This window comes from Acinetobacter bohemicus ANC 3994, assembly GCF_000367925.1.
Taxonomy (GTDB): Bacteria; Pseudomonadota; Gammaproteobacteria; order Pseudomonadales; family Moraxellaceae; genus Acinetobacter; species Acinetobacter bohemicus.
This window is the reverse complement of the sequence record NZ_KB849164.1, coordinates 764834-789201: the sequence shown is the minus strand read 5'-3', so window position 1 is coordinate 789201 and position 24368 is coordinate 764834. Positions and strand designations below refer to the sequence as shown.

At 38.5% G+C, this 24368-nt stretch carries 21 protein-coding genes and 1 pseudogene; 8 read left to right on the top strand and 14 right to left on the bottom strand.

All coding sequences use genetic code 11. The annotated features are described in order from the left end of the window. Nucleotides 1–116: 116 nt before the first annotated feature. From hfq to tsaE, 4 genes are all read right to left on the bottom strand, one after another. On the bottom strand, nt 117–650 hold the full coding sequence (gene hfq / locus F994_RS03650) for an RNA chaperone Hfq (protein ID WP_004648735.1): 534 nt from the start codon (nt 648–650) through the stop codon (nt 117–119). 91 nt (nt 651–741) lie between these two features. Next, complete coding sequence (gene miaA, locus F994_RS03645; RefSeq protein ID WP_004648734.1) at nt 742–1686, bottom strand: tRNA (adenosine(37)-N6)-dimethylallyltransferase MiaA; 945 nt, start codon at nt 1684–1686, stop codon at nt 742–744. Between the two features lie 6 nt (nt 1687–1692). After that, complete coding sequence (gene mutL / locus F994_RS03640; RefSeq protein WP_004648733.1) at nt 1693–3651, bottom strand: DNA mismatch repair endonuclease MutL; 1959 nt, start codon at nt 3649–3651, stop codon at nt 1693–1695. Then, nucleotides 3644–4120 (bottom strand): tRNA (adenosine(37)-N6)-threonylcarbamoyltransferase complex ATPase subunit type 1 TsaE, encoded by a 477-nt coding sequence (tsaE, locus tag F994_RS03635; protein ID WP_004648732.1) that lies wholly within the window; start codon nt 4118–4120, stop codon nt 3644–3646. The genes mutL and tsaE overlap by 8 nt, the downstream gene beginning before the upstream one ends. Nucleotides 4121–4257: 137 nt before the next feature. Between tsaE and F994_RS03630 the strand changes: the two genes are divergently transcribed. From F994_RS03630 to F994_RS03620, 3 genes are all read left to right on the top strand, one after another. After that, nucleotides 4258–5163, top strand: a complete 906-nt coding sequence (locus tag F994_RS03630) for a pseudouridine synthase (RefSeq protein WP_004648731.1) — start codon at nt 4258–4260, stop codon at nt 5161–5163. Nucleotides 5164–5278: 115 nt separating this feature from the next. Next, nucleotides 5279–5614, top strand: a complete 336-nt coding sequence (locus F994_RS03625) for a type II toxin-antitoxin system RelB/DinJ family antitoxin (protein ID WP_004648730.1) — start codon at nt 5279–5281, stop codon at nt 5612–5614. 91 nt (nt 5615–5705) lie between these two features. Beyond that, nucleotides 5706–6149 (top strand): GNAT family N-acetyltransferase, encoded by a 444-nt coding sequence (locus tag F994_RS03620; RefSeq protein ID WP_004648728.1) that lies wholly within the window; start codon nt 5706–5708, stop codon nt 6147–6149. Here F994_RS03620 and F994_RS03615 read toward each other — a convergent pair. Further along, nucleotides 6142–6852: a pseudouridine synthase gene (locus F994_RS03615; protein ID WP_004648727.1), complete on the bottom strand. Its 711-nt coding sequence runs from the start codon at nt 6850–6852 to the stop codon at nt 6142–6144. The two genes, F994_RS03620 and F994_RS03615, sit on opposite strands and share 8 nt — an antisense overlap. A 141-nt stretch (nt 6853–6993) precedes the next feature. Between F994_RS03615 and F994_RS03610 the strand changes: the two genes are divergently transcribed. Next, on the top strand, nt 6994–7446 hold the full coding sequence (locus tag F994_RS03610) for a DUF441 domain-containing protein (protein WP_004648726.1): 453 nt from the start codon (nt 6994–6996) through the stop codon (nt 7444–7446). A 205-nt stretch (nt 7447–7651) separates the two neighbouring features. On the opposite strand, the gene F994_RS03605 is transcribed toward F994_RS03610, so the two are convergent. Then, a complete protein-coding gene (locus tag F994_RS03605; protein ID WP_034696653.1) occupies nt 7652–8572 on the bottom strand; it encodes a LysR family transcriptional regulator in 921 nt (306 codons plus the stop codon). Nucleotides 8573–8652: 80 nt separating this feature from the next. Here F994_RS03605 and F994_RS17095 point away from each other — a divergent pair. Beyond that, nucleotides 8653–8976 (top strand): annotated as a pseudogene (locus F994_RS17095) (hypothetical protein). Nucleotides 8977–9240: 264 nt separating this feature from the next. Further along, nucleotides 9241–10185, top strand: a complete 945-nt coding sequence (locus F994_RS03600) for a 3-carboxyethylcatechol 2,3-dioxygenase (protein WP_004648724.1) — start codon at nt 9241–9243, stop codon at nt 10183–10185. A gap of 169 nt (nt 10186–10354) precedes the next feature. Here F994_RS03600 and F994_RS03595 read toward each other — a convergent pair whose 3' ends face one another. The 5 genes from F994_RS03595 to hrpA all read right to left on the bottom strand — a co-directional run bounded on the left by F994_RS03595 (nt 10355) and on the right by hrpA (nt 20756). After that, on the bottom strand, nt 10355–11338 hold the full coding sequence (locus F994_RS03595; RefSeq protein WP_004648723.1) for an ion transporter: 984 nt from the start codon (nt 11336–11338) through the stop codon (nt 10355–10357). A 118-nt stretch (nt 11339–11456) separates the two neighbouring features. Further along, nucleotides 11457–13172 (bottom strand): AAA family ATPase, encoded by a 1716-nt coding sequence (locus tag F994_RS03590; RefSeq protein ID WP_004648722.1) that lies wholly within the window; start codon nt 13170–13172, stop codon nt 11457–11459. Nucleotides 13173–13260: 88 nt separating this feature from the next. After that, nucleotides 13261–15279: a hypothetical protein gene (locus F994_RS03585; RefSeq protein ID WP_004648721.1), complete on the bottom strand. Its 2019-nt coding sequence runs from the start codon at nt 15277–15279 to the stop codon at nt 13261–13263. 437 nt (nt 15280–15716) lie between these two features. Then, entirely contained in the window at nt 15717–16826 is a 1110-nt protein-coding gene (locus F994_RS03580; protein ID WP_004648720.1) for a beta-ketoacyl-ACP synthase III, read from the bottom strand. Between the two features lie 33 nt (nt 16827–16859). Then, the gene (gene hrpA, locus F994_RS03575) at nt 16860–20756 is read right to left on the bottom strand and encodes an ATP-dependent RNA helicase HrpA (RefSeq protein ID WP_081399737.1); all 3897 of its coding nucleotides are present in this window, start codon (nt 20754–20756) and stop codon (nt 16860–16862) included. A 530-nt stretch (nt 20757–21286) separates the two neighbouring features. On the opposite strand from hrpA, the gene ahpC reads away from it, so the two are divergent. Continuing rightward, nucleotides 21287–21850: an alkyl hydroperoxide reductase subunit C gene (gene ahpC / locus F994_RS03565; protein WP_004648718.1), complete on the top strand. Its 564-nt coding sequence runs from the start codon at nt 21287–21289 to the stop codon at nt 21848–21850. 80 nt (nt 21851–21930) lie between these two features. Here ahpC and F994_RS03560 read toward each other — a convergent pair whose 3' ends face one another. Beyond that, nucleotides 21931–22704, bottom strand: coding sequence for a glucose 1-dehydrogenase (locus F994_RS03560; protein WP_004648716.1), 774 nt, complete (start codon nt 22702–22704; stop codon nt 21931–21933). 307 nt (nt 22705–23011) lie between these two features. On the opposite strand from F994_RS03560, the gene F994_RS17090 reads away from it, so the two are divergent. After that, nucleotides 23012–23218: a KTSC domain-containing protein gene (locus F994_RS17090; protein WP_004648715.1), complete on the top strand. Its 207-nt coding sequence runs from the start codon at nt 23012–23014 to the stop codon at nt 23216–23218. A 146-nt stretch (nt 23219–23364) separates the two neighbouring features. On the opposite strand, the gene F994_RS03555 is transcribed toward F994_RS17090, so the two are convergent. Both F994_RS03555 and F994_RS03550 read right to left on the bottom strand, forming a co-directional pair. Next, nucleotides 23365–23955 (bottom strand): O-methyltransferase, encoded by a 591-nt coding sequence (locus tag F994_RS03555; RefSeq protein ID WP_004648714.1) that lies wholly within the window; start codon nt 23953–23955, stop codon nt 23365–23367. 63 nt (nt 23956–24018) lie between these two features. Then, nucleotides 24019–24240 (bottom strand): DUF1653 domain-containing protein, encoded by a 222-nt coding sequence (locus F994_RS03550; protein WP_004648713.1) that lies wholly within the window; start codon nt 24238–24240, stop codon nt 24019–24021. Nucleotides 24241–24368 lie beyond the last annotated feature (128 nt).

The window sequence follows — 24368 nt, the reverse complement described above, 5'->3', positions numbered from 1 at the left end:
GAATTTTACCGCTACTTTAATTTTATTTAAAAACGATTACATCTATTTATTGATGTAAAACTAAAATTTTTCACAAAAAAACCTCTCACAAGGAGAGGTTTTTTAAGAATCAACAATTAACGATTATTTTCGTCTTCTTGAGAGTCTTCAAATTTAGTTTCAGCGTCAAAACCAGTATTTGACTGACCACCAAAGCCGCCTTGCTGACCGCCGAAGCCACCTTGTTGACCGCCGAAGCCGCCTTGACCACCGAAGCCGCCCTGTTGACCGCCAAAGCCGCCTTGACCGCCGAAGCCGCCTTGACCGCCAAAGCCACCTTGACCACCGAAGCCGCCCTGTTGACCGCCGAAGCCGCCACCAGCTTGACCGCCGAAGCCGCCTTGACCAGGTTGAGCACCACCGAAGCCACCAGCGCCTTGAGCACCAGCAGGAGCGCCAGCAGGACGTGGATTACGTGCAGGAACAACTGTAGAAATTGCATGTTTGTAAACCATTTGGCTTACCGTATTTTTTAATAAAACTACATATTGGTCAAAAGATTCAATATGACCTTGTAATTTAATACCGTTCACAAGGAAGATAGAAACAGGGATACGTTCCTTACGGAGAGAATTCAAGAACGGATCTTGTAAAGTTTGACCTTTAGACATGTTATAACTCCAAAAAATTTAAAAATCAGCGCAAAAACTATCTCTATTTTTCAATTAAAAATTATAAAAAAGATAGTTACTAAATTTTGCTTTATCCGTAACAGTTTCGCAAGTCTTCTTGAGCCTGCTTTATCGTCAAATATGTTTTAAAATTATGCGACTCTTGCAAAGATCTGAGCCAAGTATATTGACGTTTTGCAAGTTGTCGTGTCGCAAATAAAGACTTATCCTCCATTTCTTGTCGTTTTTCATTGCTTTGGTCACTTTTTTGTATAAATTCTATAGCTTGACGATAACCGACGGAACGCATTGAGGGTAAATTATCATTCAAATCGTATTTTTCAATCAGTACTTCTACTTCATGTAAAAATCCGATATCCCACATAGTTTTAAGACGTTTTTCAATACGTTTATGCAATTCTACACGATCTGGCAATAAAGCATGATTATGAAAAGTGTAGCGATATGGTACATTTTTTGGTTGTTCAGCTTGTAGTTTTGTAATCGGCTGCCCAGTGAGTTTAAAAACCTCTAATGCACGGATAATTCGTTGTTTATCACTGATCTTAAATTTCTCACCCGCCAATGCGTCTACGCTACATAATTCGGCATAAACTGCATCCCAGCCCTGTTGCTCCGCTTGAGCTTCAATTTCAGCACGAACCGCATAATCTGCGCTGGGTAAATTACTCGACAAGCCCTCTAACAAAGCCTTGAAATACAGCATCGTTCCTCCGACTAAAATCGGGGTTTTTCCACGTGCATGCATGTCGTCAATCAGCACACAAGCATCTTCGACAAAATTTGCTGCTGAATAAACTTCCAAAGGAGTAATAATATCGATCAAATGATGTGGATAGCGCGCCTGCTCTTCTTTCGTCGGCTTTGCTGTACCAATGTCCATATCTTGATAAACAAGCGCAGAATCGACAGATATGAGCTCAAAATGACCTTGCTCATAAAGCTCACATGCCAAAGCGGTTTTACCACTTGCAGTTGGTCCCATTAAATTGATGACCGGCAATTGATTTGACATGTACAACTACTCTCCTCGAGCAAAAAGTTTATCTAACTGTGAAAGTGGAAATGCACGCCAAGTTGGACGTCCATGATTACACTGACTGGCAAATTCGGTTTGTTCCATTTGACGTAACAAAGCATTCATTTCTGAAAGACTCAGGATTCGATGGGCACGGACTGCCCCATGACATGCCATGCCTGCTAAGATTTGATCACGTTTTTGTAATAAGCCTTGAGCTTCATCATTTGGGTCTAAATCATTGAGTAATTCAGGTACTAAAGATTCAAAATTGGCTTTATGTAAAATAGCGGGTACACCACGTACAATCACCTGTTCATCGCCATATTGATCCATTTCAAGACCCAAACGCGCAAGCTGATCTTTTAAATCATCCACACGCATGGCTTGCATACGACTAATGCTAATCACTTTAGGAATGAGCAATTGCTGTGATGTCCAAAATTCAGGTTTATCCCACGCAGCTTTCATTTGTTGCAACACAATGCGCTCATGTGCAGCATGCATATCCACAATAATTAAGCCTTCGATGTTCTGCGCAAGAATATAAATGCCATGCAATTGTGCAATTGCGATCCCCAAAGGATGCTCATCCACCTTGACTGCTGAATTTTGCTCAAACTGGTTCAATTCTACATCTGCAGCGTTTGCTGTTACAGCATCTCGTAAGGGGGATAAATAGCTTTTCAGGGCATTATTGACCTGCTGTGAGCCTACATAACTTCTTTGCGAAGATGCTGCTGAATATTGCACCGTTTGTGGGCTGCTGGCATGAAAATCCGTTAATAACTCAGTCGATGACTCAACCAACATCACAGGCTGTTGAGTCTCAACAGAACGATGCAATTGAAACTGTTCCTGATAACGTGGATGTTGCACTTGAGCATGAACAACCTCATCTTGCACTTTCATGGCTTGCGCTAAATCAACACTTGCCGTTTGAAATTGAGCCAGTGTCTCTTTGGCATAATGACGCACAAATTCATGCACTTCACGTTGATTTAAAAAACGAATTTCATGTTTGGTTGGGTGTACATTCACATCAATATTTTCAGGATCGACTTCTAAAAAAAGTAAATAGGCAGCATGTTGATGTCCATGCAAAATACCATCGTAAGCCATGCGTAGCGCATGGGAAATGGTTTTATCCTTCACAATCCGTCCATTGACATAGACATACTGTAAATCCGCTTGCCCACGTGCATCAGATGGATGACCTAACCATCCAGATAAACGCATACTGATACTATCCGCATCAATCCAATAGGCATTTTCGGTAAATGCTCGACCTAATAATTGCTGAACACGTTGGAAACGTAATGCACCACTATCGGCAATCGGTAAATTCAAACGAATATTATTGTTATGTTCAAGCACAAAGCGAATATTAAAATGCGTCAGCGCTAAACGACGTACGATTTCTTCAATATGTCCAAACTCAGTGCCCTGTTTTTTTAAAAATTTACGCCGAGCAGGTACATTAAAAAAAAGGTCTTGCACACGAATGTGCGTTCCCTGCTGAGTCGCTACGGCTTGAATGTCTTGATGGTCAAAAGCTGTACCATTCACTTCAACTTGATAACCAATACCGTCATTATTTTGACTACTGGTTAAGGTTAAACGTGACACGGCAGCAATGGAAGCCAATGCCTCACCACGAAAACCCAAGCTCATAATGGCTTGTAAATCATCCGCAGTTTGAATTTTACTGGTGGCATGCCGCATCACCGCTAAGGCTAAATCTTCAGGATGTACACCATGACCATTGTCAATAATTTCAATTAAGGTGCTGCCGCCTTGCTCAACACGAATAATTAGTTCTGTCGCACCCGCATCTATCGAGTTTTCTAATAACTCTTTCACCACTGATGCAGGACGTTCAATCACCTCACCTGCGGCAATTTGATTGGCCAGCGCAGGGTTAAGGGTATGAATACGACGTTCACTTAAATCATCACGCATTGTTTAATTGACTCTCTAATGCTTGTTTGAGGGCTGCGGATGAAAAACTTAGATGCGCTGTACGCGTCAACTCATCTTCAGACTTTTCAATATTAATAATCAGATCTGGTTGCGGAATTTCATCGCCACCTTTGGATGGCCACTCAAATAAAAATAGTGCATCAGGCGTTTCTAAATAATCACGAATTCCCATCAGTTCAAGTTCATAAGGATCATTTACGCGATATAAATCGAAATGAAAAATATCTTTAGCTTGAATCGTGTAAGGCTCAACCAACGTATAGGTGGGGCTTTTAACCGCACCTTTGTGCCCTAAACTTTGCAAAAAATAACGCGTCAGCGTGGTCTTGCCTGCACCCAAATCACCAATTAAATAAACCACACCCGTGGTAAAATGCTGCGCCAAAACCTGTGCTAGATTTTGGGTATCGTCTTCATTGTTTAGGTTGAAATTAAATGAATACTGCATATTACTCACGACAAAACTCAAAAGAACAATTATGATAGCATCGCACTGCTTTATTGCCCATGCTCGCACTTCTAAATGTGTAACTTTTCCTACATTTCATTGTAATTTTTTATTGATTGATACGCACGATACACCCCATGACTCAGACTGAATTCATCCCACCCATGCTCAATGGCGTAAGTGCAAGCAAAGTGTTTTTGCCTCAAATTTTGCCTACACCTGAAAATCTCTATCAATATCTGTGTCAGCAATTTCCACATATTGCCGCAAATGAATGGCAACAACGTTTTAACCGTCATTTAATTTATAATGCTCAGGGCAATATTTTAAGCTGTAACTCGCCCTATATTGAAAATAGTCATGTGTTTTACTATCGTTTTTTAGCGCATGAAATACATGTTCCTTTTGAACATGAAATTTTATTTGAAAATGAACATTTATTAGTGATCGATAAACCACATTTTTTAACCATCAGCCCAACAGGTCAATACGTCCAAGAAACGCTTTTGGTTCGTCTAAAAAAACAAACGGGCAATGAGTTTTTAACCCCCATTCACCGTCTAGATCGTGAAACGGCGGGTGTGGTTTTATTCTCTAAACAAGTCTCTACACGAGCAATCTACCAACAAATGTTTGCACAGCGAGAAGTTCAAAAAACCTATCATGCCATCGCACCTTTTCATGCAGGTTTAACCTTTCCCTGCTGTACCCGCTTAAGAATGCAAAAAGGTGAACCGTTTTATACCATGCAAGTGGTGGATGGAACTGTAAATAGTGAAACGGCTATTGATTTGCTCGAACACAATACCGTTTGGGGCAAATATCAACTGCAACCGATTACAGGAAAACAGCATCAATTACGCGTTCATTTAAACAGTTTAGGTATTGCAATAAAAAATGATCCATTCTACCCAGTGGTGCAACACAAAAGGGAAGATGATTTTTCAGCACCACTTCAGCTGCTTGCAAAGCATATTCGTTTCAATGATCCGATGACTTTACAAGAAATGGCATTTTCATCACATTTTGAACTGACATTGTAATATGCTTGTCATTACAAATTATTTTGGTAAATATAGTGTATGAATATTGAAATTACATTAGATTTGATTAAAATCAATGCTGAAAAGTTAAGTAATTAGATGTAATCAAAAAATTATGAGAAAAACAGAAGTTTATCAGATAAGACTTGACTCCCAAGAAAAAAAGCATGCTTTTGCTGTATTTAAGCAATTGGGGATGACGCCTGCACAAGCCGTTCGACTTTTTTTCAAGCAAGTCGTCTTAACTAAATCTATCCCCTTTTCAATTGAAAATCAGAGTATCGATCTAGATCAGCTGAATAAAATTCGAAAATTAAAGCAACAGCAAAATACGTTAAATAATCATATAGAACAGTCTACTATGACCGATCAAGAATCGATTTTAGATGACGATCATTTAGATTTATTTGAGGAATTAAATGCAATTTTGGGTGAAAGTGACAAAACTTAACAGTGTTGCATTTACAAACAAAATTTAAAAAAATCTCATAAAAACTTAGGTATGCTTCATGCAAAGAAAATAAAAAAGCATGGAGTGTCAGATGATCGTAAGACGTGCAACTTTGGAGGATTTACATCCACTTGCTGTTTTATTCGATGAGTATCGACAATTTTACGGCGCATCTTCAAATTTAAAGCTTTCCTATCAATTTTTAAAACAACGCTTTCAGAATGAAGAAAGTGTTATTTTTATTCATGTAAAAGATGATGTTCTGACCGGTTTTATTTTACTTTATATGGGCTTTTCTTCAGTGGCTTGCTCGACCTATTATATTTTGGACGATGTTTATGTCACCCCAACGTATCGTCGTCAGGGTTCAGCAAAACAATTAATTGATACTGCAATTTTATTTGCAAGACATGCAAATGCACAACGCATTAGCCTACAAACAGAAAAGAACAATTATCAATCACATCAACTTTATGAACAAATGGGCTTTATTAAAGATGATGAGTTTCAAACCTATCATTGTTTCCTTAAATAGCCATACGTGTTTTGGCAAGCTCTACTTGTTCTGGACTCAGATAAATCCACTTCCCTTGTTCTAAATCTGGAAGTTCTAAAGCGCCAATTTGCTGACGATGCAATTGTTCAACTTTATTTCCCACAGCCGCTAACATCCGCTTAACTTGATGATAAACCCCTTGATGGATGGTCATCTGTAATTCGTGTTCTGCAATTTTTATCACATCTGTTGCGGCAAAACTTCCCGATTCATTGCGTAATTCAACACCCTGTCTCAATTGCTGCATTTGTTGTTCGGTCACAGGATCGGCCGTTTGCATTCGATATACTTTCGCAACATGTTTTTTCGGATGTGTTAAAGCTTGTAGAAATTGACCATCATCTGTCAACAATAAAAGACCGCTGGTGTCCTGATCTAAACGACCGACACATTGCAAACCACGGTTCATCAATACATCATCAAATAGATCAAATACGCTAAAATGATGCGTTGCCTGATGTGAACATTCATAATCTTGTGGCTTGTTTAAAGCAATATAAACATTTTCACGATAATCAAAACGTTCACCATAGACCGAAAAACTTAAATGATTCAGATCTAGTTTATGTTTTGCATTGGTCATGACCTCACCTTGGATGGCAATCGCTCCATTTTTTATGAGCTGTTGGCAATGTTTGCGTGAACCAAAACCTTGCGACTGCAACATCTTTTCCAAGAACATAAATGACCCTTTTAACTCGCATGAAAGGCGCATTCTATACTGAAATGAAGACTAATTTTATTGTTCGAGTGCTTTAAAGCAAATCTAAGTTTAAAACCCGATACAATAGACATAATCTCTCCTAATCTCCTGCAAAAAGTAATGTCTAATTTAGATTTAAATCTTATCGTACTCTTGGTTTTATTGGCTTGTGGCATCTTTAGCCATAATAATGCTGTCACGATTGCAGCTGGCGTATTGATTGTTTTTCGAATTACGCCACTGAGTGAATTTTTTCCTTACTTGCAACAACATGGTTTAAATATTGGTATTATTATTCTGACCATTGGTGTACTGACACCTATTGCCAGTGGAAAAATTCCAGGTGAAGCCATTTTAAAATCATTTATGAGTTGGAAGTCTTTACTTGCCATCGCAATTGGTCTTTTGGTGGCATGGCTGGGTGGGCGTGGCGTTAAACTGATGACCAATCAGCCCGATGTGGTTGCAGGCTTACTGATTGGTACTGTTGCTGGCGTTGCTGTCTTGCGCGGTGTTCCCGTGGGTCCTTTAATTGCCGCAGGTATACTGACACTCTTTATTGGTCATTCTTAAAAAAGCGAGTCATTATTTCAGTTCGTTAAAATTCCAGCAGAATGGAATGACCAGCTCGCAGCATAGTGAATTTAAATCAAAGTATCTAAAAATCAACTTTTTTGTTTTTATATTAAATAATGATTTGGTCTTAAAAACAGATGAGCCTATCCTTTAGCTCATCTGTTTTGTGATCATCTCAATATCAAATCAAGACTGATTCTATTTATGCAGAATAGTATTGATTACGCTTTTGAGAGAACTTGGTCAGTTGCTTTAAAAAACCCTCAAAGTAACTTTTTTCTTTCTCTTCCGTTCGATAACCGGCATATAAGGTACGACGTAATCCCGTAGATGAAACGCAGTCTAAACGACGGGAAGTCACCCAGCCTTTTTGCTCATATTCATTCACAACCCAATCCGGTAACGCTGCAATTCCACGACCACTTGCGACCAGTTGAATCAACATTTGGGTTAAATCGGTCGTACGAATATGCTTCGGCAAAATATTGGCAGGAATAAATAATTTAGCCATGATATCTAAACGGTGCTTATCCACTGGATAAGTAATTAAAGTTTCTTCTGCCAACTCTTGTACCGTGATACGTTCTGCTCTCACCAAAGGATGTGTATTGGATAAGACCAAACGAGATTCATATTCAAAAATCGGAAAATACTCAATCCCTTTTAAGGCAATCGGGTCGGCGGTAATCAACATATCAAATTCTGCATTTTGCAAAAGTTCATGCGGATTTGATTCAAAACCTGAAGCAAAATCGAGATCCACATCAGGATACATATGACGATATTGATTCAATAAAGGCATGAGCCAATCAAAGCAACTATGACATTCAGATGAAAAAATGATTCGCCCCGTCTGACCATGCACAATCCGAGTAATGTCTGTCTGAGTAATTTGAATTTGTGGCAAGACATCATCCGCAAGCTTAAGTATACGTTGCCCGACATTGGAAAATGTGACAGGTCTACTCCGACGATTGACCACTTCTACCCCATACCAATGATCTAATTCTTTCAATTGATGTGAAATAGCTGAAGGCGTTAAACACAGATCATTAGCAGCAGCGACCAGTGAACCGTGCTCACGTAATGCAGTTAAAGTTTTCAAATGACGAATTTCTAGCATGAGCAAAAAACCAATAAACTTATAATAATGAATAAATATCATTTTATCATAAAATTAATTAGTTTGTTTCATGTTTAATTTTGTTCGATGATGTTTTTAATGCAGTATCTAAACTTAACCGAGTCGATCAACAATTTTATTTAGCCCGTGGTCGTGCACCAAACTGTACCGACGTTACAACACTTGAAATGACCAAATGGTTTGACAGCAACTACCACTAGCTTTTACCTGAATTAAATTCAGCTCAACAGTTTAAAGCTGACTTCTTTGATTTATTGACGCAGGTTAAACGTGCTAAAAACCTGAATCAAGCGCTTAAAGTTGTAATGTCAGGTTTACTGACCTTCCTTTACTTGTCTCGTATTTTCGATGGCAATACAGCCGAAGCTGAAAAACATGCCTAAGTTGCAAATGAATTTAAAACTTTGGTCTTAACAGCATTAAAATACTTAATCACTTCGAGTTAAACCTTTTTACAATCCACCGCTTTAAATGATCTAACAATAAAATATATCAAATATTTTCAATACTTTAAAAAATAACACTACAGACAGATGAATCTAATACGAATATTTTTACTATGGTTTGATCTAAGATAAATATTGTATTTTCACAGGCATTTAAACTTAAGCTGCAAGGATTAACAAATGTAGCTTTGAGAGAAAATAGTGCCTATAAAACTCATTTGTGTATCCCACACTCCGTTACTTGATTTTGCATCTCCTCCTCCAGCAATTGAGGCTTCAGCACGAGCAACTTTTCAAAAGTTAGCCGATCAAGTTAAGGCATACGATCCGACTTTAATTATTTCTTTTGGCCCAGATCATTTTAATGGCTTCTTTTATGACCTTATGCCTGCATTTTGCGTAGGGGTTCGAGCACAGGCTGCCGGTGACTGGAACTATGGACCAGCGCCATTAAATGTGCCAGAAGATCAAGCGCTTGGCTTAATTGAGCACTGTTTAGATCATGGAATTGATCTTTCTTATTCATACCGTATGCAAGCCGATCATGGTTTTACTCAACCACTGGACTTACTTTGTGAAGGTCAACTTGACCGTTATCCGGTGATTCCTGTGTTTATTAATGGTGCTGCTGCACCTATGCCACGGATCAAACGGGTCATTGAACTGGGTAAAGTGATTGGTGAATATCTTAAAACCTTGGATGAACGAATTTTAATTATTGGATCAGGTGGCTTATCCCATGATCCCCCAACACCACAAATTCAGACCGCACCAGATGAAGTGCAAGAGTTTCTTATCGCTGGTCGTAATCCAACACCAGAGACACGTGAGCATCGCCAATCCAAAGTGATTGCAGTCGGTCAACGTTTGGCAAAGGGTGACTTATCAGCTGCCTTACCCCTTAACCCTGAGTGGGATAAAGATTTGCTACAGCGCTTTAAAAATGCAGATTTTGATTATTTGGCCCAAATGACCAATGATGAAATTCGTCGTGATGGTGGACGTGGTGGTCAGGAAATCAGAGCATGGATTGCAGCATTTGCAGCACTTTCAGCCTGCGGTGAATATGATGCTGAAATCCATTATTATGAACCGATTCAAGAATGGATCGCTGGCATGGGCATGATGACCGCAGAACCTAAATAATGCAAAGAGGAAGTGAATACTTCCTCTTTTTTAACTTTTCTACTTCAGCTATTTATCATTTACCACATTAATTTTTATTAAAATAAATTACATTCAACCATTTTAAACCCACCTATTTTATAAATACTTAAACCATCAACTTTGTTCTTTTTGCTGTAAATTTAAAATTTTAATCAGGTAGCTTATGTCCACAATGCGGGCAGAAACAATATTTATTCCTTTCCTGTTCTAGTTCTTCGTCCTTACCCTCACGAATAAGCTGCAATAAAATATCCTGCGTTTGCTCAACAGTCAGACCGACTTCTTTCCGCAAGTTTTCAATTTTTTCTTCATCTGCAATTAAATCAATTTCAGCGACTTGTAAAAGTTCACGAAATTTTAATTCCAACTTTTGCTTACGCAGTTCAAGCTCACTCGCTAAACCATTCGCCAAAATACCTGCTGGAAGTGCCGCTAAACCAACCCCTAAAATTGTAATCAATGCCCCAAGAAACCTACCCAACGGCGTGATGGGCGTTACATCCCCATAACCCACTGTGGTCAGTGTGACCACTGCCCACCACATAGAAGCAGGAATTGAACTAAATACTTCAGGCTGTGCCTTATTTTCAACGACATACACCCCAGCTGCGGCCATCACAATCATAATCAGTAAAATAAAAATAACCGCTTGAAATGAGCCTTTTTCACGTTCAATCACACGCAATAAAATTTGTAACGATACAAAATAACGCGTCAGTTTAAGCAACCTAAATAATCTGAGGATTCGTAGGAAACGTAAATCGATATGCACAAAGAAGTTAATATATGCGGGTAAAATTGAAAGTAAGTCGATGATGGCACCACCACTTCGCACCCATAACCATCTATTTTGCCATGCACTGTTAAACGGATTTTTTTCAGCAACAGCCCAAAAGCGTAATAAATATTCGACTGTAAAAACAAAGATGGAAAATAATTCAAACGCATCAAAGTACAGTTGATACAACAGATAAACATCATTAATCGATTCAAGTAACACTGCAACGGTATTACTAATAATCAATAAAATGAGAAAGAAATTTAAGCAGCGACTAAAAGTACTTTCATAGTCATCGTTATGCAAATTATCATAAACAAATCTGCGAAGCTTGTACCACGCGTTAAATTCCATATCCGTGGGTTGCTGTTGAATAAGATTTTTTCAGTGTAGCGCAACTTAAGTCTTGGGATATGAAATTTTCTAAAAATTAAGCATAAATTAAAGTACTTTAAACCAATAATTCGCCAAACTATTCGACAAAAAGAAGGGCTAAACGTACCTGATCATAACCCATACGTGGGTTAGTCGCTTCTACAATAGGACGTAGTTTAATTGCCCCTTCTTCACTAAAATTTTCAGCACTTTGACGTTTCATTAAGCGCTTATAAATTTTACGTACTTGCTCAACCACTTCATCACCAGGATGAGCCACAGAAATATCTAAGCCTTGCTCTTTATGCAATTTTGCCAAATGATTGATAATTGTCGCAGGGGTTAATCCACGTTCAACCGCAATATCTTGAATTTCATAACCTTCTTCAAAAAGTGCACGCGTTTCATCAAGTGTTGCAGTGGTATAATTGGTTTTGCCCGCACTTTTAGCAATTTTCTTTTCATTACGCTGAATTTCTGTTTCATTCAATATCCCGCCACAATGACGAATGAATGCTTTATGTTGAGGAATTAAATCAATCAACTCGAAGTGGTTTTCTGCTTCATCTGACAACTCCTGAAAGCGTCGGTCTGCTTTAATGGCCAAACTGTCTAGCTCAAGAGCCTGTTGATTAATCCCCAGCAGTTTTAAGCCATTTAAGGCTTTAAGTCGTGATATTGCGACATAACCTTGCCCTTTTTCAAAAGTATGGCTCAGGTTAATTTCCGCAGCTTCCAAGGTCATGCCTTGTGATTTATGAATGGTAATGGCCCATGCTAAGCGCAGTGGAATCTGCTGAAAACTAGCAATGGTTTTCCCTGCATCATTATCCACCGACCATGTTTCAGGCTCGACCACAAGTACCGTACCATCGGTGAGTTTTACTTTAGGCAAAATGCCATGATCATCGTCTTCTTCAAAACCGATCACTTCCCCTAAACTGCCGTTGATATAGCCCATATCAAAGTTATTTTTTACAAACATCACTTTGGCATTTTTCTTTAAGGTTAAGTTTTCCGGCGCACGAACTGAAGATTTTAAGGTTTCAATTAACTTGTCATTACCATCACATACTGCGTCAAATTGGCGACCATCAGACTCAATTGCGTTTAAATGTTTAAAGTTAATCGCATCGACATCCATGTTATGGGTATATAAACGGGTAAAGGTTTCACCAATATCTTGTTGATTGGTTTGTTCTAAAGCCTGCAAATGTTCCGTGGTAATACTTTGACTACGAATCGCATTTAAGATGTCATTTAAATAGTCGTTGCCTTGACGATGTTGCTCGGTCAAATAACAGACCCGAAATTTCGCTTCCACCCAAGCATCGGACATAAAGCAGAACTTATCACGGTTGCGTTCATCATTTTTACCTACCGGTGGCAACTGAAAAAAGTCGCCCGCAACAATGACTTGAATCCCGCCAAAAGCTTCATCACTTTCTTTAAAATATTTGAGGACTTGATTGACCAAATTCAGTTGCTTGGCATGCAACATCGAAATTTCATCAATAATCAGCACTTGGGCATTTTCCAAATGCTCTTTTAAATACTTACGCTCTTTCATATTTTTTAGATCGGCATCAGATAAAAAATCTTTAATACCAATGCCTGCCCACGTATGAATGGTCATCCCATTCATGTGTGTTGCCGCAATACCGGTTGAAGCAGTAATCGCGACAGGCACTTTACGCGCTTTCAAATAATTGATGTACTGATTAAGTGTATAGGTTTTCCCTGCACCAGCCGAACCTGTTAAAAAGACATTTTCGCCTGCTTTTAAAAGCTTGAGTGCAGTTTCTTGTTTCATAAGACCTATAACCATAAATTAACGGCTATAGCCTACCGATTTTTTCCTCAAAAGTTAAGCCCAGAAAAAAGTTTAACGACACGAGCTGTCACTTAAGCAACGATAGCTGTGAATTTAACCAAGCAATAAATTGCACTGCGACCTCCACAACAAGCGCTTCGGCTTTACGGTTATTGGAATATTCCAACTGATCATAGACCAGCTTCCCTTCTTGAACATGACAACCCAATGTCATATGTTGTTGAACCGTTTGAGATGACATATGAAAAGCCACATATTCCCGATCAACAATATGCTGTGCATAACTTGCCGCTAAACAATGATGACATCGTTTAGATTCTTCAATAATTCGCTCTAAATCTGCCAGTTCTTCAAAACACCAATCTGAAAATTGGATCTTTTTTATTAATGTAATTGGTTGCCATACCGCTAAGGCAAAATTTTTCTTTAACTTGCTCATGATTTCTTGTGTTTGAATTTGGTCATGCCAATACACCGCTTGATGAAAAAGCCCCATCCAAGTGATACTTTTCGGTACACTTTTATTATCTGTAAAATAATCAACCAAATAATCGCGTACATAAGCATCAAAGACCGATACTCGAGTATAACGATGACGTAAATAAAAAATCTGTCTAAACTGATCCAACTGCATTTTATAGCGCTGTAATACCGTATAAAAATCACGATTTTGATGGGTTTCGGGACGAAGATAGCCCATCAAGTCTTCAGGCAATGCTTGCGTTATTTTGTGTAGATGCAACATATACGCTTGCATGACCCGACTTAAACGCACATAAATCTGTTTAACCATATGATCATCTGTTTTCGCAACATTACGCATCAACGCCATCCATTCATCCAAGTACAAAATAGATGGACTGATGGCAATGCGCTGATCCTCAATCGATTGTCTTTGTCCTTTTAGGATGACGGTATAGTTATTTTCATGTTTAAACCACGCTTCTTGCATAGCAAAATAATGACAACTCTGAATAAACATGCGTGCAGATGAATGCTGAAAATACTGTAAGGTGGCTAAAATAATCTGTGCATGAACCTGACTGCTATCGACAAAACTAAGGGCAGTCACAGCAACCCTGACACTGCTTTGTTGAATATTTGCACTGATCCAATCCAACACTTCAGCTGATTGTTTAAACAACCAATTCACTACACGTGGATAATCAAATAACGGTAGTTTTGCCACCTTTTTTTGCCAAACAATCGCGCTCAAATCAAGAAAGTTATGCTTTGACAATAAATCATCGCGGTGCCAAAGTTCGCGCCGCATTAAACGCACAAAACCCAATAAATGGCTTTTTTCTTCTGCATGACGATAGAGCAAATGTATATCATCTTGATATTCGATTAACTCATTTAAATTAAAGCGCTCTTCAAATGACAATGCCAAAATACGATACATGGGACGAGGTAAAAATTGAGCGGCACTAAAACAAAAATCATCCAAACATTCCATTAAAGGCTGTATTGGTAGAATTCCATCCACACAAATGCCTTGAATAGAGCAAATCTCTTGTAGCATTTGAATAATCGGTTCAGGTACTTGGCTTTCATTGATTACACAATCAGTCAAAACAGTAGACTGATAAAAATCAGCCTTCATCATCAGATGATCAATCATTTCAGCTTGAAGCAAAGAAAGCTGTTTCAAAAAAATACTGACCCGCTCAGCGCCATCGATCCATAAATAGACCTGATCTAACAAGACTTGCCGGAACTGTTGTGCCTTTTGACGCAGAAAAAGAGAATGTTGCGGCTTTAAATCGCCAGTCAAAAAATACAGATCATGCAATATGAACTCTTCCACCAATTCTGCTTTTTGTCCCCAATAATTAAAATCACAAGACAAAATACTGCTCTGAACTAATACTGGTGTAGATGTAGGTACAGAAAATTGCAGTTGAAATAAACCATTTGCGATATATACAGAATGCTGCTCTTGATCGATCCGAAACATATTTTGTGCATTGAGATCAGTGACAATATTAAGCTGATCCTGAAAAATTTCATTGAGTGCTTTAGAACTTCTGAATAATTGTTTTGCAACCCATTGATACCGCGGTACTAAACGATCCTGTCCCATACTCGCCTCACATTGAACTCACATCCTACTGTGAATTTAATCATATATAATGCAGACAATGTATGCCGACTAGAGAATTTAAGCAAATCTCTCTCAACAAGTATTCATCGTTAATTATTTGATATTCAATTATAAAAAATATGGCTATAACACAAATAAAGCCGTGCCAATTTCAAAACTCAAATATCTTCACATTTTTAATATTTTGTTGCTGAATCCGTTCTTGAGAATTTTTTAACTATTCAATATTTTCAATATCTATTAAATTTTGGCGTGGCATAAATTGAAAATAAAATTACGTTAGATCGGCAAATAAAAATGGCTATGGTCAGCAAGACTAACCACAACCATTTTATATTTATTGTATAAGTACAAGAATCATCAGTGAACCCATCACAGCATAAATCTATGATGAGCCACCTATTATTCTTTATGACTTAGCCAACAACATGTTTTTGCACAAGTATCGATCCAACAGAATAACCTGCACCAAATGAGCAAAGTACACCATATTCACCATCATTAACTTCGTGTGCAGTACGATGCAATGCAATGATTACACCAGCAGAAGACGTGTTGGCAAATTCATCTAAAATAATCGGTACAAGTGAACGGTCAGCATCTTTACCCACGACATATTTCAAAATCAGATCATTCATGCTGGCATTGGCTTGGTGTAACCAAAAACGCTTCACATTGCTTGGTGCAATTTCGTTTTTCTCAAGTTGTGCGGTAATGATTTTAGCCACCAATGGGCAAACTTCTTTAAAGACTTTACGACCATCTTGGTTGAACAATTTATCATCGACTACCGCATCTTCACTACGGTTTAAGTAACCGAAGTTGTTGCGAATGTTATTTGAAAATTGAGTAAATAAATGCGTATCTAAAATTTCAAAACCAGTTTTGCTGGTCGTATCTTCAATAATCGATGCCGTTGCAACATCACCAAAAATGAAGTGACAGTCACGTGAACGGAAATCGGTATGACCCGAGGTAATTTCGACATTAACTAACAATACACGGCGTGCACCACATTTAATGGCATCTGCGGCTTGTTTTAAACCAAAGGTTGCAGCAGAACATGCCACATTCATGTCATAAGCATAACCTTGAATACCCAAAGCAGATTGAATTTCAATGGCTACAGCAGGATAAGCACGCTGGATGTTTGAACATGACAAAATAACCACATCGATATCTTCTGCCGTTACGCCTGCATTTTCCATCGCTTGTTTAGCCGCAGTTACGCCCCATTCCGCTTGAATAGAAAGCTCATCATTACTGCGCTCACGTAAACGTGGATACAGACGTTTTGGATCGAGCACACCTGATTTTTCAGCAACATAACGGCTTTTAACACCCGATGCTTTTTCAATAAATTCAGCATTTGAACCGCGACGTTCTTCTATTTCACCCGCTGCAATTTTGTCAGCATTGTCGTGGTTAAACAGTTCCACATAAGCATTTAAACTGGTTACTAACTCTTCATTGGTAATGGCTTCTTCTGGATGATACAAGCCTGTACCTGTAATACGAATGCCCATGTAAAACTCCTACTCAACTAATCTCGCGCTATGTTAACTAATGCCTAATTGATTCCATACTTTTTGCAATCTGGTTGGAGAAATAGGCATCTTGGTTTTCATTGGCTGTGAGAACAAAGAAATACGAAATTCTTCAATCATGAAGTACAGTTCTTTTAGGCGCGCATCATTTTTAAACTTAAATAATTTTTCCATCCACGGGTCAACTTGATCAATGGCAGAATTGTCTCTTTGTAGGTTATTTGGCAAGCGCTCTAAACGCAAGACCAATGCCTTCAAATAACGAGGGAATTCCTGCCATATGTCTGAAGATTTGACATATACAAAGTTGGAAAGAGCCATTAAATCAAGCTGATCTTCAATGTCATCGATATTTTTTCCAAACAGAGAATCGTCTAAAACCAACAATTTCCGACGAATATCCTGCCATTGAATATAAATATCGCTCAGTATTAATAATGCCTCTTGTCCGTGCGTAAGGAAAGATTTTTTTACATTTAAAATTAAATTTTGAAACTCTTCAGTATTGACAGGAAGATCTTTTATTGCCATCTGTAGGGTGGCATAAACCAACATTTGCTCTAATTTGGCTTTATCACCCAATGGCGAATAGGCTAAAGCCAGTGGTTTTGAAATCTGTTTTTTCAGTTGACGAATTAAATCCCCCAACTGCATATACACTAGACGAATCACCCCTTCACGGTGCTGACGAATGGCTTCAGCTTGATCATTAAAGGTTTGAATCACCACACCCGATTCATCTTTTGCATCCAGTTCTGCAAATGCTTTCACTGGAACTAAAGCTTGATACTGCTTCACAATCACGCCTGTGACTTTCTGCGATGCTTCAAAAGTAAAACTTTCAGGGAAAGTATTAAATTCACCTTTAAGCTGTTTGACTGGACTATGTGTTTCCGTGCGGCAACGAGCTTTCAGCTCAACTAAATCACGTCCTTTTTCAATTACATGCCCTTTTTCATCAATCACTTTAATGAACGGCAACAAATACTGATCAATGCGTTCAAAACTAAAGTCTTTCGCTGTAATTTGTTCCGCCCGCAGTTGAAATGCCAAGTAACTAAAAATGTGTTCCCGTAAATGAACTGCATCAATGCCTTTCATCAACTTACGTGCTGTATCAGGAATAGGCACCAAATTTCGACGCTTATCCTTCGGCAAAGATTTTAATAATGCTTCAATCAAATCCTGTCGCCAGCCGGGAATTCCCCATGACCAAATATTTTCATCGACCTGCGGCAAAGCCTGTACAGGAATTTTAACTGTGGCACCATCTTCATCATGACTTGGGTCAAAGCGATAACTTGCCGCAAAACGCAATGAACCATTGTGCAGATGGTCAGGGAATTGCTGCGTGGTTGGACGATCATTCATCCACAACGCATCATCATCGACAAATAAATAACGCGGACTTTGCGGTTCTATCGTCGCTCGCCAGTCTTCAAAAGCACGTCGGCTGGCGACGTCTTCAGGTACTTTTGACGCATAGAATTGATAAATGGTTTCTTCATCCACCACCAAATCACGACGACGTAATTTGTCTTCAACACGTTCTACTTCTTCTAGTTTCTGTAAATTATGTTTTAAAAATGGTGGCGTAATCCCCAAATGACCAGTGGTTAAAGCATCTCGCAGGAAAATTTCATGAGCTGCAACTTGATCAACCTTTTCATAATTCATCAAACGCTTCGGTTCAATAATCAGACCAAACAATGAAATTTGATCATAAGCATTCACAATGCCGGCTTTTTTCGACCAATGCGGTTCAAAATAGTGATGCTTTAACAAATCAGGTGCAGCCAGTAGAATCCATTCAGGTTCAATTTTCGCCAAAGTCCGTAAATACACTTGAGAAGTTTCCACCATCTCAAATGCCATCACCCAAGATGCACCACCTTTATGTAAAGTCGATGCCGGAAAAATACGGGCTTTCTGCTGACGCACCGCCATATAGACATTTTTTTCATCGGTTTTATTGGCAATGAACGAAAGCAAACCGGTCAATAAAGCACGATGCAAGTTTTCATAACTGGCTTTTTTATCATTAAATGAAAGCTTTAAACCCTGAGCCAATTCAGAGAGTTGCTCATGAGTTTTTTTCCATTCACGTAAACGTAACCAACTAAGAAAATGCTGACGCGCGAAATTACGACGCTTATTTTCATTCATCGATTCACGGTTATTCTGTAAAGTTTCCCATAACTTGATGTAGAACAAAAAGTCAGAATCGCCTTCTTTAAATAACGCATGTTTCTGATCGGCTTGCGTTTGTTTATCATTTGGGCGTTCACGCGGGTCTTGTACAGCAAGCGCTGCCACAATAATCAACACTTCATTCAAAACACCAAAATGTGCACCACCTAAAATCATTCGTGCCAAACGCGGGTCAATCGGCATCTTCGCCATCATTTGACCGATTTTGGTTAAGGAACCTTCCTCTTTAGAAAGTCTCCCTTTCTCAAAGGGAGACTTAGAGGGATTTTCTTTATCAGCTTCAGCTTTAGGAGAACTTTTTTCATTCATCGCCCCAAGCTCAATCAATAGCTTGCGACCATCATTCACCAAGCGATGATCTGGCGGTTCAATAAAATCAAAACTTTCTAAATCACCCAAATTCAGACTTTGCATTTGCAAAATCACCGATGCGAGATTGGTACGCTTAATTTCAGGTTCGGTAAATTCAGGACGACTTTGGAAATCATCTTCCGAATACAATCGAATACACACACCCGGTGCAATACGCCCACAACGCCCTTTACGCTGATTGGCTGCGGCTTGAGATACAGCCTCAATCGGTAAACGCTGAACCCGTGAACGATAGCTATAACGTGAAATACGGGCAAAACCACTATCAATCACATAACGGATATTCGGTACGGTTAACGCTGTTTCAGCAACATTGGTGGCAATAATAATGCGTCGCCCACCACCACCCGGACTAAAAATCTTTTGTTGTTCAGCCAAAGCTAAGCGCGCATATAACGGTAAAATTTCCGTGTGCCGCGGACCATGCTTTTGCAAGGTTTCTTGTAGTTCGCGAATTTCTTGTTCTGTACTGGCAAAAATTAGAATATCGGCATGTTCAGGATGGCCTTTTTGTTGCGCATCAGCAAAACATTCTTCTACCGCTTGCACCACTGCGCGTGGCAAATTTTCTTCAAAATCATCAAATTCATCATCATCACTGCCACCAATACTCATTTCTGAAATGGGACGATAACGAAGTTCTACGGGAAAGCTTCGCCCTTCCACTTCAAAAACTGGCGCATCAAAAAAGTAACTGCTAAAGCGATTTACATCTAAGGTTGCTGAGGTAATGATGACTTTTAAATCACGACGCTTATGCAGGAGCTGTTTTAAATAGCCCATGATAAAGTCGATATTAAGCGAACGCTCATGCGCTTCATCAATAATAATGGTGTCGTATTTGGTTAAATAGCGATCATTCGCCAGTTCGGCCAGTAAAATACCATCCGTCATTAAACGAACAATCGAATCTTGCGAACCTTGTTCATTAAAACGGATTTTAAAACCAATCGATTCACCCAGTTTTTCACCGACTTCTTCGGCAATACGCTGCGATACACTACGTGCAGCAAGACGACGCGGTTGGGTATGACCAATTATCCCTGTTAGACCACGTCCAGCCAGCATGGCAATTTGTGGTAACTGCGTGGTTTTCCCCGATCCTGTTTCCCCTGCTACAATAATCACTTGATGTTTTTGAATGGCTTCAATCAGCTGATCCGCAGATTGGGTAACGGGTAGATCTTGATTCAGCCGAATATTTGGGAGCCGCGATAGACGTTCACGTACTTTATGATTGGATTTTTCAAAAAGTTCTTGATATTGCGCCTCACTGGCATCTTTACCTTTGCGTAGTCGATTTAAACGATGACGGTCACGTGCCATGACCCACTGATCTACATTTAAATGACTTAACACAGATAATTTATCCCAAAACAAAAATTTGAACTGTGTATTTTACGCTGTAACGCTGTCGAGAGAAAGATAAGGCAATATTTATTCATTAGCTTTAATGAAAAGAATATTCAAAACCATAAAAATAGCGCACGATCCAAGCGAAAATCGAATATTTTGATACTTCGACCATGTTCAAAACCATTTCGTACAAGAGCAATTGCTCCTTAACAACATTGTTCTAATCAGAAAAGAAATTTAATTTAAAAAAATTTACCCTTGAATTTTAGTTCATGAACCTTCATGTTCTTAAGCAAGCTGAAGAACTGATATTTTGTCATTCGTCCATCATCTTTGTGTGGCTCAATAGACAAGAACATCAGATTTGCTGAAATTGTAAGCTTTACAGCACTTAATTCGGTTTTTCCGATTTGAATAATGTAAAAATACTGTTTCAGCAATAACAAAAAATTCGCTATTCTTTTAGAAATTAAATACAAACCTCGATCATGGAGACAATGATGAGCTTAATTAATACAGAAGTTAAACCATTCAAAGCACAAGCATTCCTTAACGGTCAATTTATTGAAGTAACTGAAGCTGACCTTAAAGGAAAATGGTCTGTATTCTTCTTCTATCCAGCTGATTTCACTTTTGTTTGCCCAACTGAACTTGGCGACCTTGCAGATAATTATGCTGAATTCAAAAAATTAGGCGTTGAAATCTACTCAGTTTCTACTGACACTCACTTTACTCATAAAGCTTGGCACGATTCTTCAGCAGAAATCAAAAAAATCGAATACCCAATGGTAGGCGATCCAACTTGGACACTTGCTAAAAACTTTGAAGTATTAATCGAATCTGCTGGTCTTGCTGATCGTGGTACTTTCGTTATCGATCCTGAAGGTAAAATCCAAATCGTTGAAATCAACGCTGGTGGTATTGGCCGTGATGCTTCAGAACTTCTTCGTAAAGTTAAAGCAGCTCAATACGTTCATGCTCACCCAGGTGAAGTTTGCCCAGCTAAATGGCAAGAAGGCGATGCGACTTTAGCGCCTTCAATCGACCTAGTGGGTAAAATCTAATTTCTATTAGATTGAACTGATTCAAAAAACCACGCTTTTAGCGTGGTTTTTTTATTGCTTAAATTTTATTAAATTAGAATCTAATCTAAAGTCTGAACACCGCCACCATTTACAAAAATGGTTTGTCCACTCACCCACGATGAAATAGGTGAAGCCAAATACAACATCGCGCCAGCAATATCGTCTGCGGTTCCCAGTCTTTTTATGGGTGTATGTTGCAACATTTTTGCTTCAATCTCTGGGGTTAGTACACTTGCCAAAGCTGCGGTTCGCGTTGCACCGGGGCCTACAGCATTAATTCGAACTTCTGGACCAAAATCAAAGGCTAGGTTCGCCACCATATGATTGACAGCCGCTTTAGAACCACCATATCCACTCATATTTGGAGACGCATTTTGACTCGACATTGAAGACGTTATTACAATCGAACCATAACCTGATTTTTTCATATGCGGTACGCATAACTGACTTAAACGCCAACCGCTAAATACATTAAGCTCATAATCACGTTTAATATCATCAATGGTAATTTGAAAAGGATTTTCACGCCCTCCACCGCCACCACCGGCATTGTTAATTAAAATATTGACCGTACCGAAAGTTTTCACAGTTAAATCAACAAGATCAACCAAACTTTGATCATCTAAAATATTACATTGCACCGCTAAAGCGCGTACGCCTATTTGCTCAACTTCTTGCACGACTTTTTGCGCTTTTTCTATATTTAAGTCACCAATAACAATATGTGCACCCGCTTCTGCTAAAAGTAATGCCGTTGCCTTACCAATACCATCCGCACCTCCTGTAACAATAGCGACTTTATCTTTCAGATTAAAAAGTTCATTCATTTTCATGCTGATACCTTTTATAAAATTTTATATGAGTGAAGAAATACGATTATTCTGATCAGTTTTATAGCATTGCATAACTTTTTGATATTTAGATTTAAGCGCATAGGTAACATTTTATTAACTTTCAATAAATCAGAAATAGTTTTATCTTTTTTCAATGATTCTTGCTTTTTTGCATATTGCACTTACCTGTTTACTTTTATTTGCCTGTTACAAATTTGCTATACATTCATCTGGTCTTTTTCATTACCTTTAAATAAAACAAAGGTCGCATAAAAGTCTATAAAAAAAGAAGAAAAAGGAGTTGCATATGGGAACACTACTTATCGTAACTTCTTATAAATACAATGCTTCTTCACGGTATTTAAAAATTTTTTATAATAATGGCTCAGGAGAGCTATATCACCCTGTACCTGAATTTATCTACAATAATTTGTTGCGCTGTAGTGACAAAACAGCTTTTGTCCATAAGTACTTAGAATACGATGTGCATTTTACTCGTGTTTCAATTCAATAAATTAAAAAATATGCCATAAATCAAAGTGATGAGGCCGCCATATAACGTAAAAATGTTCAAATAGATTCTTTTGAACATTTTTACAGAATTTATTACTGAAAAATTTCCTTATTCCAGCAATTTTGTCGCAGGCAGCAGAAGCAGGATTATTTATAACAAATCATGAATAATCCTGCACCTATAGACAGGGTTGTACTGATAAAACGTCCATCATTTTCGACCAATTCAATAAAATGTTTAACTTCCTCGGCATGCGAGATGACATTATCAACAATCAAAACGCCGCCCTGCGGATGAAGCATCTTTTGTAGAAAAACCCAGTAATCGACATAAGCATCGCGTTCAGCATCTAATAAGATAAAATCATAGTGTTTGGCACTATTTTCAAGAAATTTTTGCGCATCCCCTACCCAAAAATCAATCACATGATCCAATGCCAACTCTTGAGCATATTGCTTTGCTTGAGTTGTCCGAGATTGATCTATTTCTAATGTGGTTACATGAGCTTGCGTTTCTTGCGCGGCATCTGCCAGCCATAAAGTCGAATACCCTGTTGAAGTTCCAATCTCCAAAATACTCTTCGATTGTTGGATCCGAATTTGCATGGCTAGAAATAATGCAGAGTCTGGTTCAATATTTCGATAACGCTGAATACGATCAGTTTGCAAAGCATCAAATTTGATAAAATTTTGATACAACTCTTGCATCCGTTGTTGAAATACCAAACTCATGCTCATATCAGATGTCTCTATTTTTAGTGTTTGTACCGATTCTAACTTATCTATAATAAAAATCTATACTTAAGCCGTTTCTTGAATCAATTTAAATCGTGGTAATACTTGACCATCCGATAAAGTAACGGTCTCTTGAAACATCTCTAATGGACGTACCCACATCGAATAATCACCATATAAACACTGATAGACCACCAACTTTTCACCCGTTTCACTGTGTGTCGCCACATGAAAAACTTGATATAAATTCCCTTTATAATGTTGATAAATTCCAGATTTAAGATTCATTGATTTTTGCCTAGTGAAAAACTTTCCCCTCATCATAATCAAATTTTCTATTGATCATTACATAAATCCCACGCTTTCCATAAAATATTCAATAAACACTTGAATATTCACATTAAAGCCTCATCTTC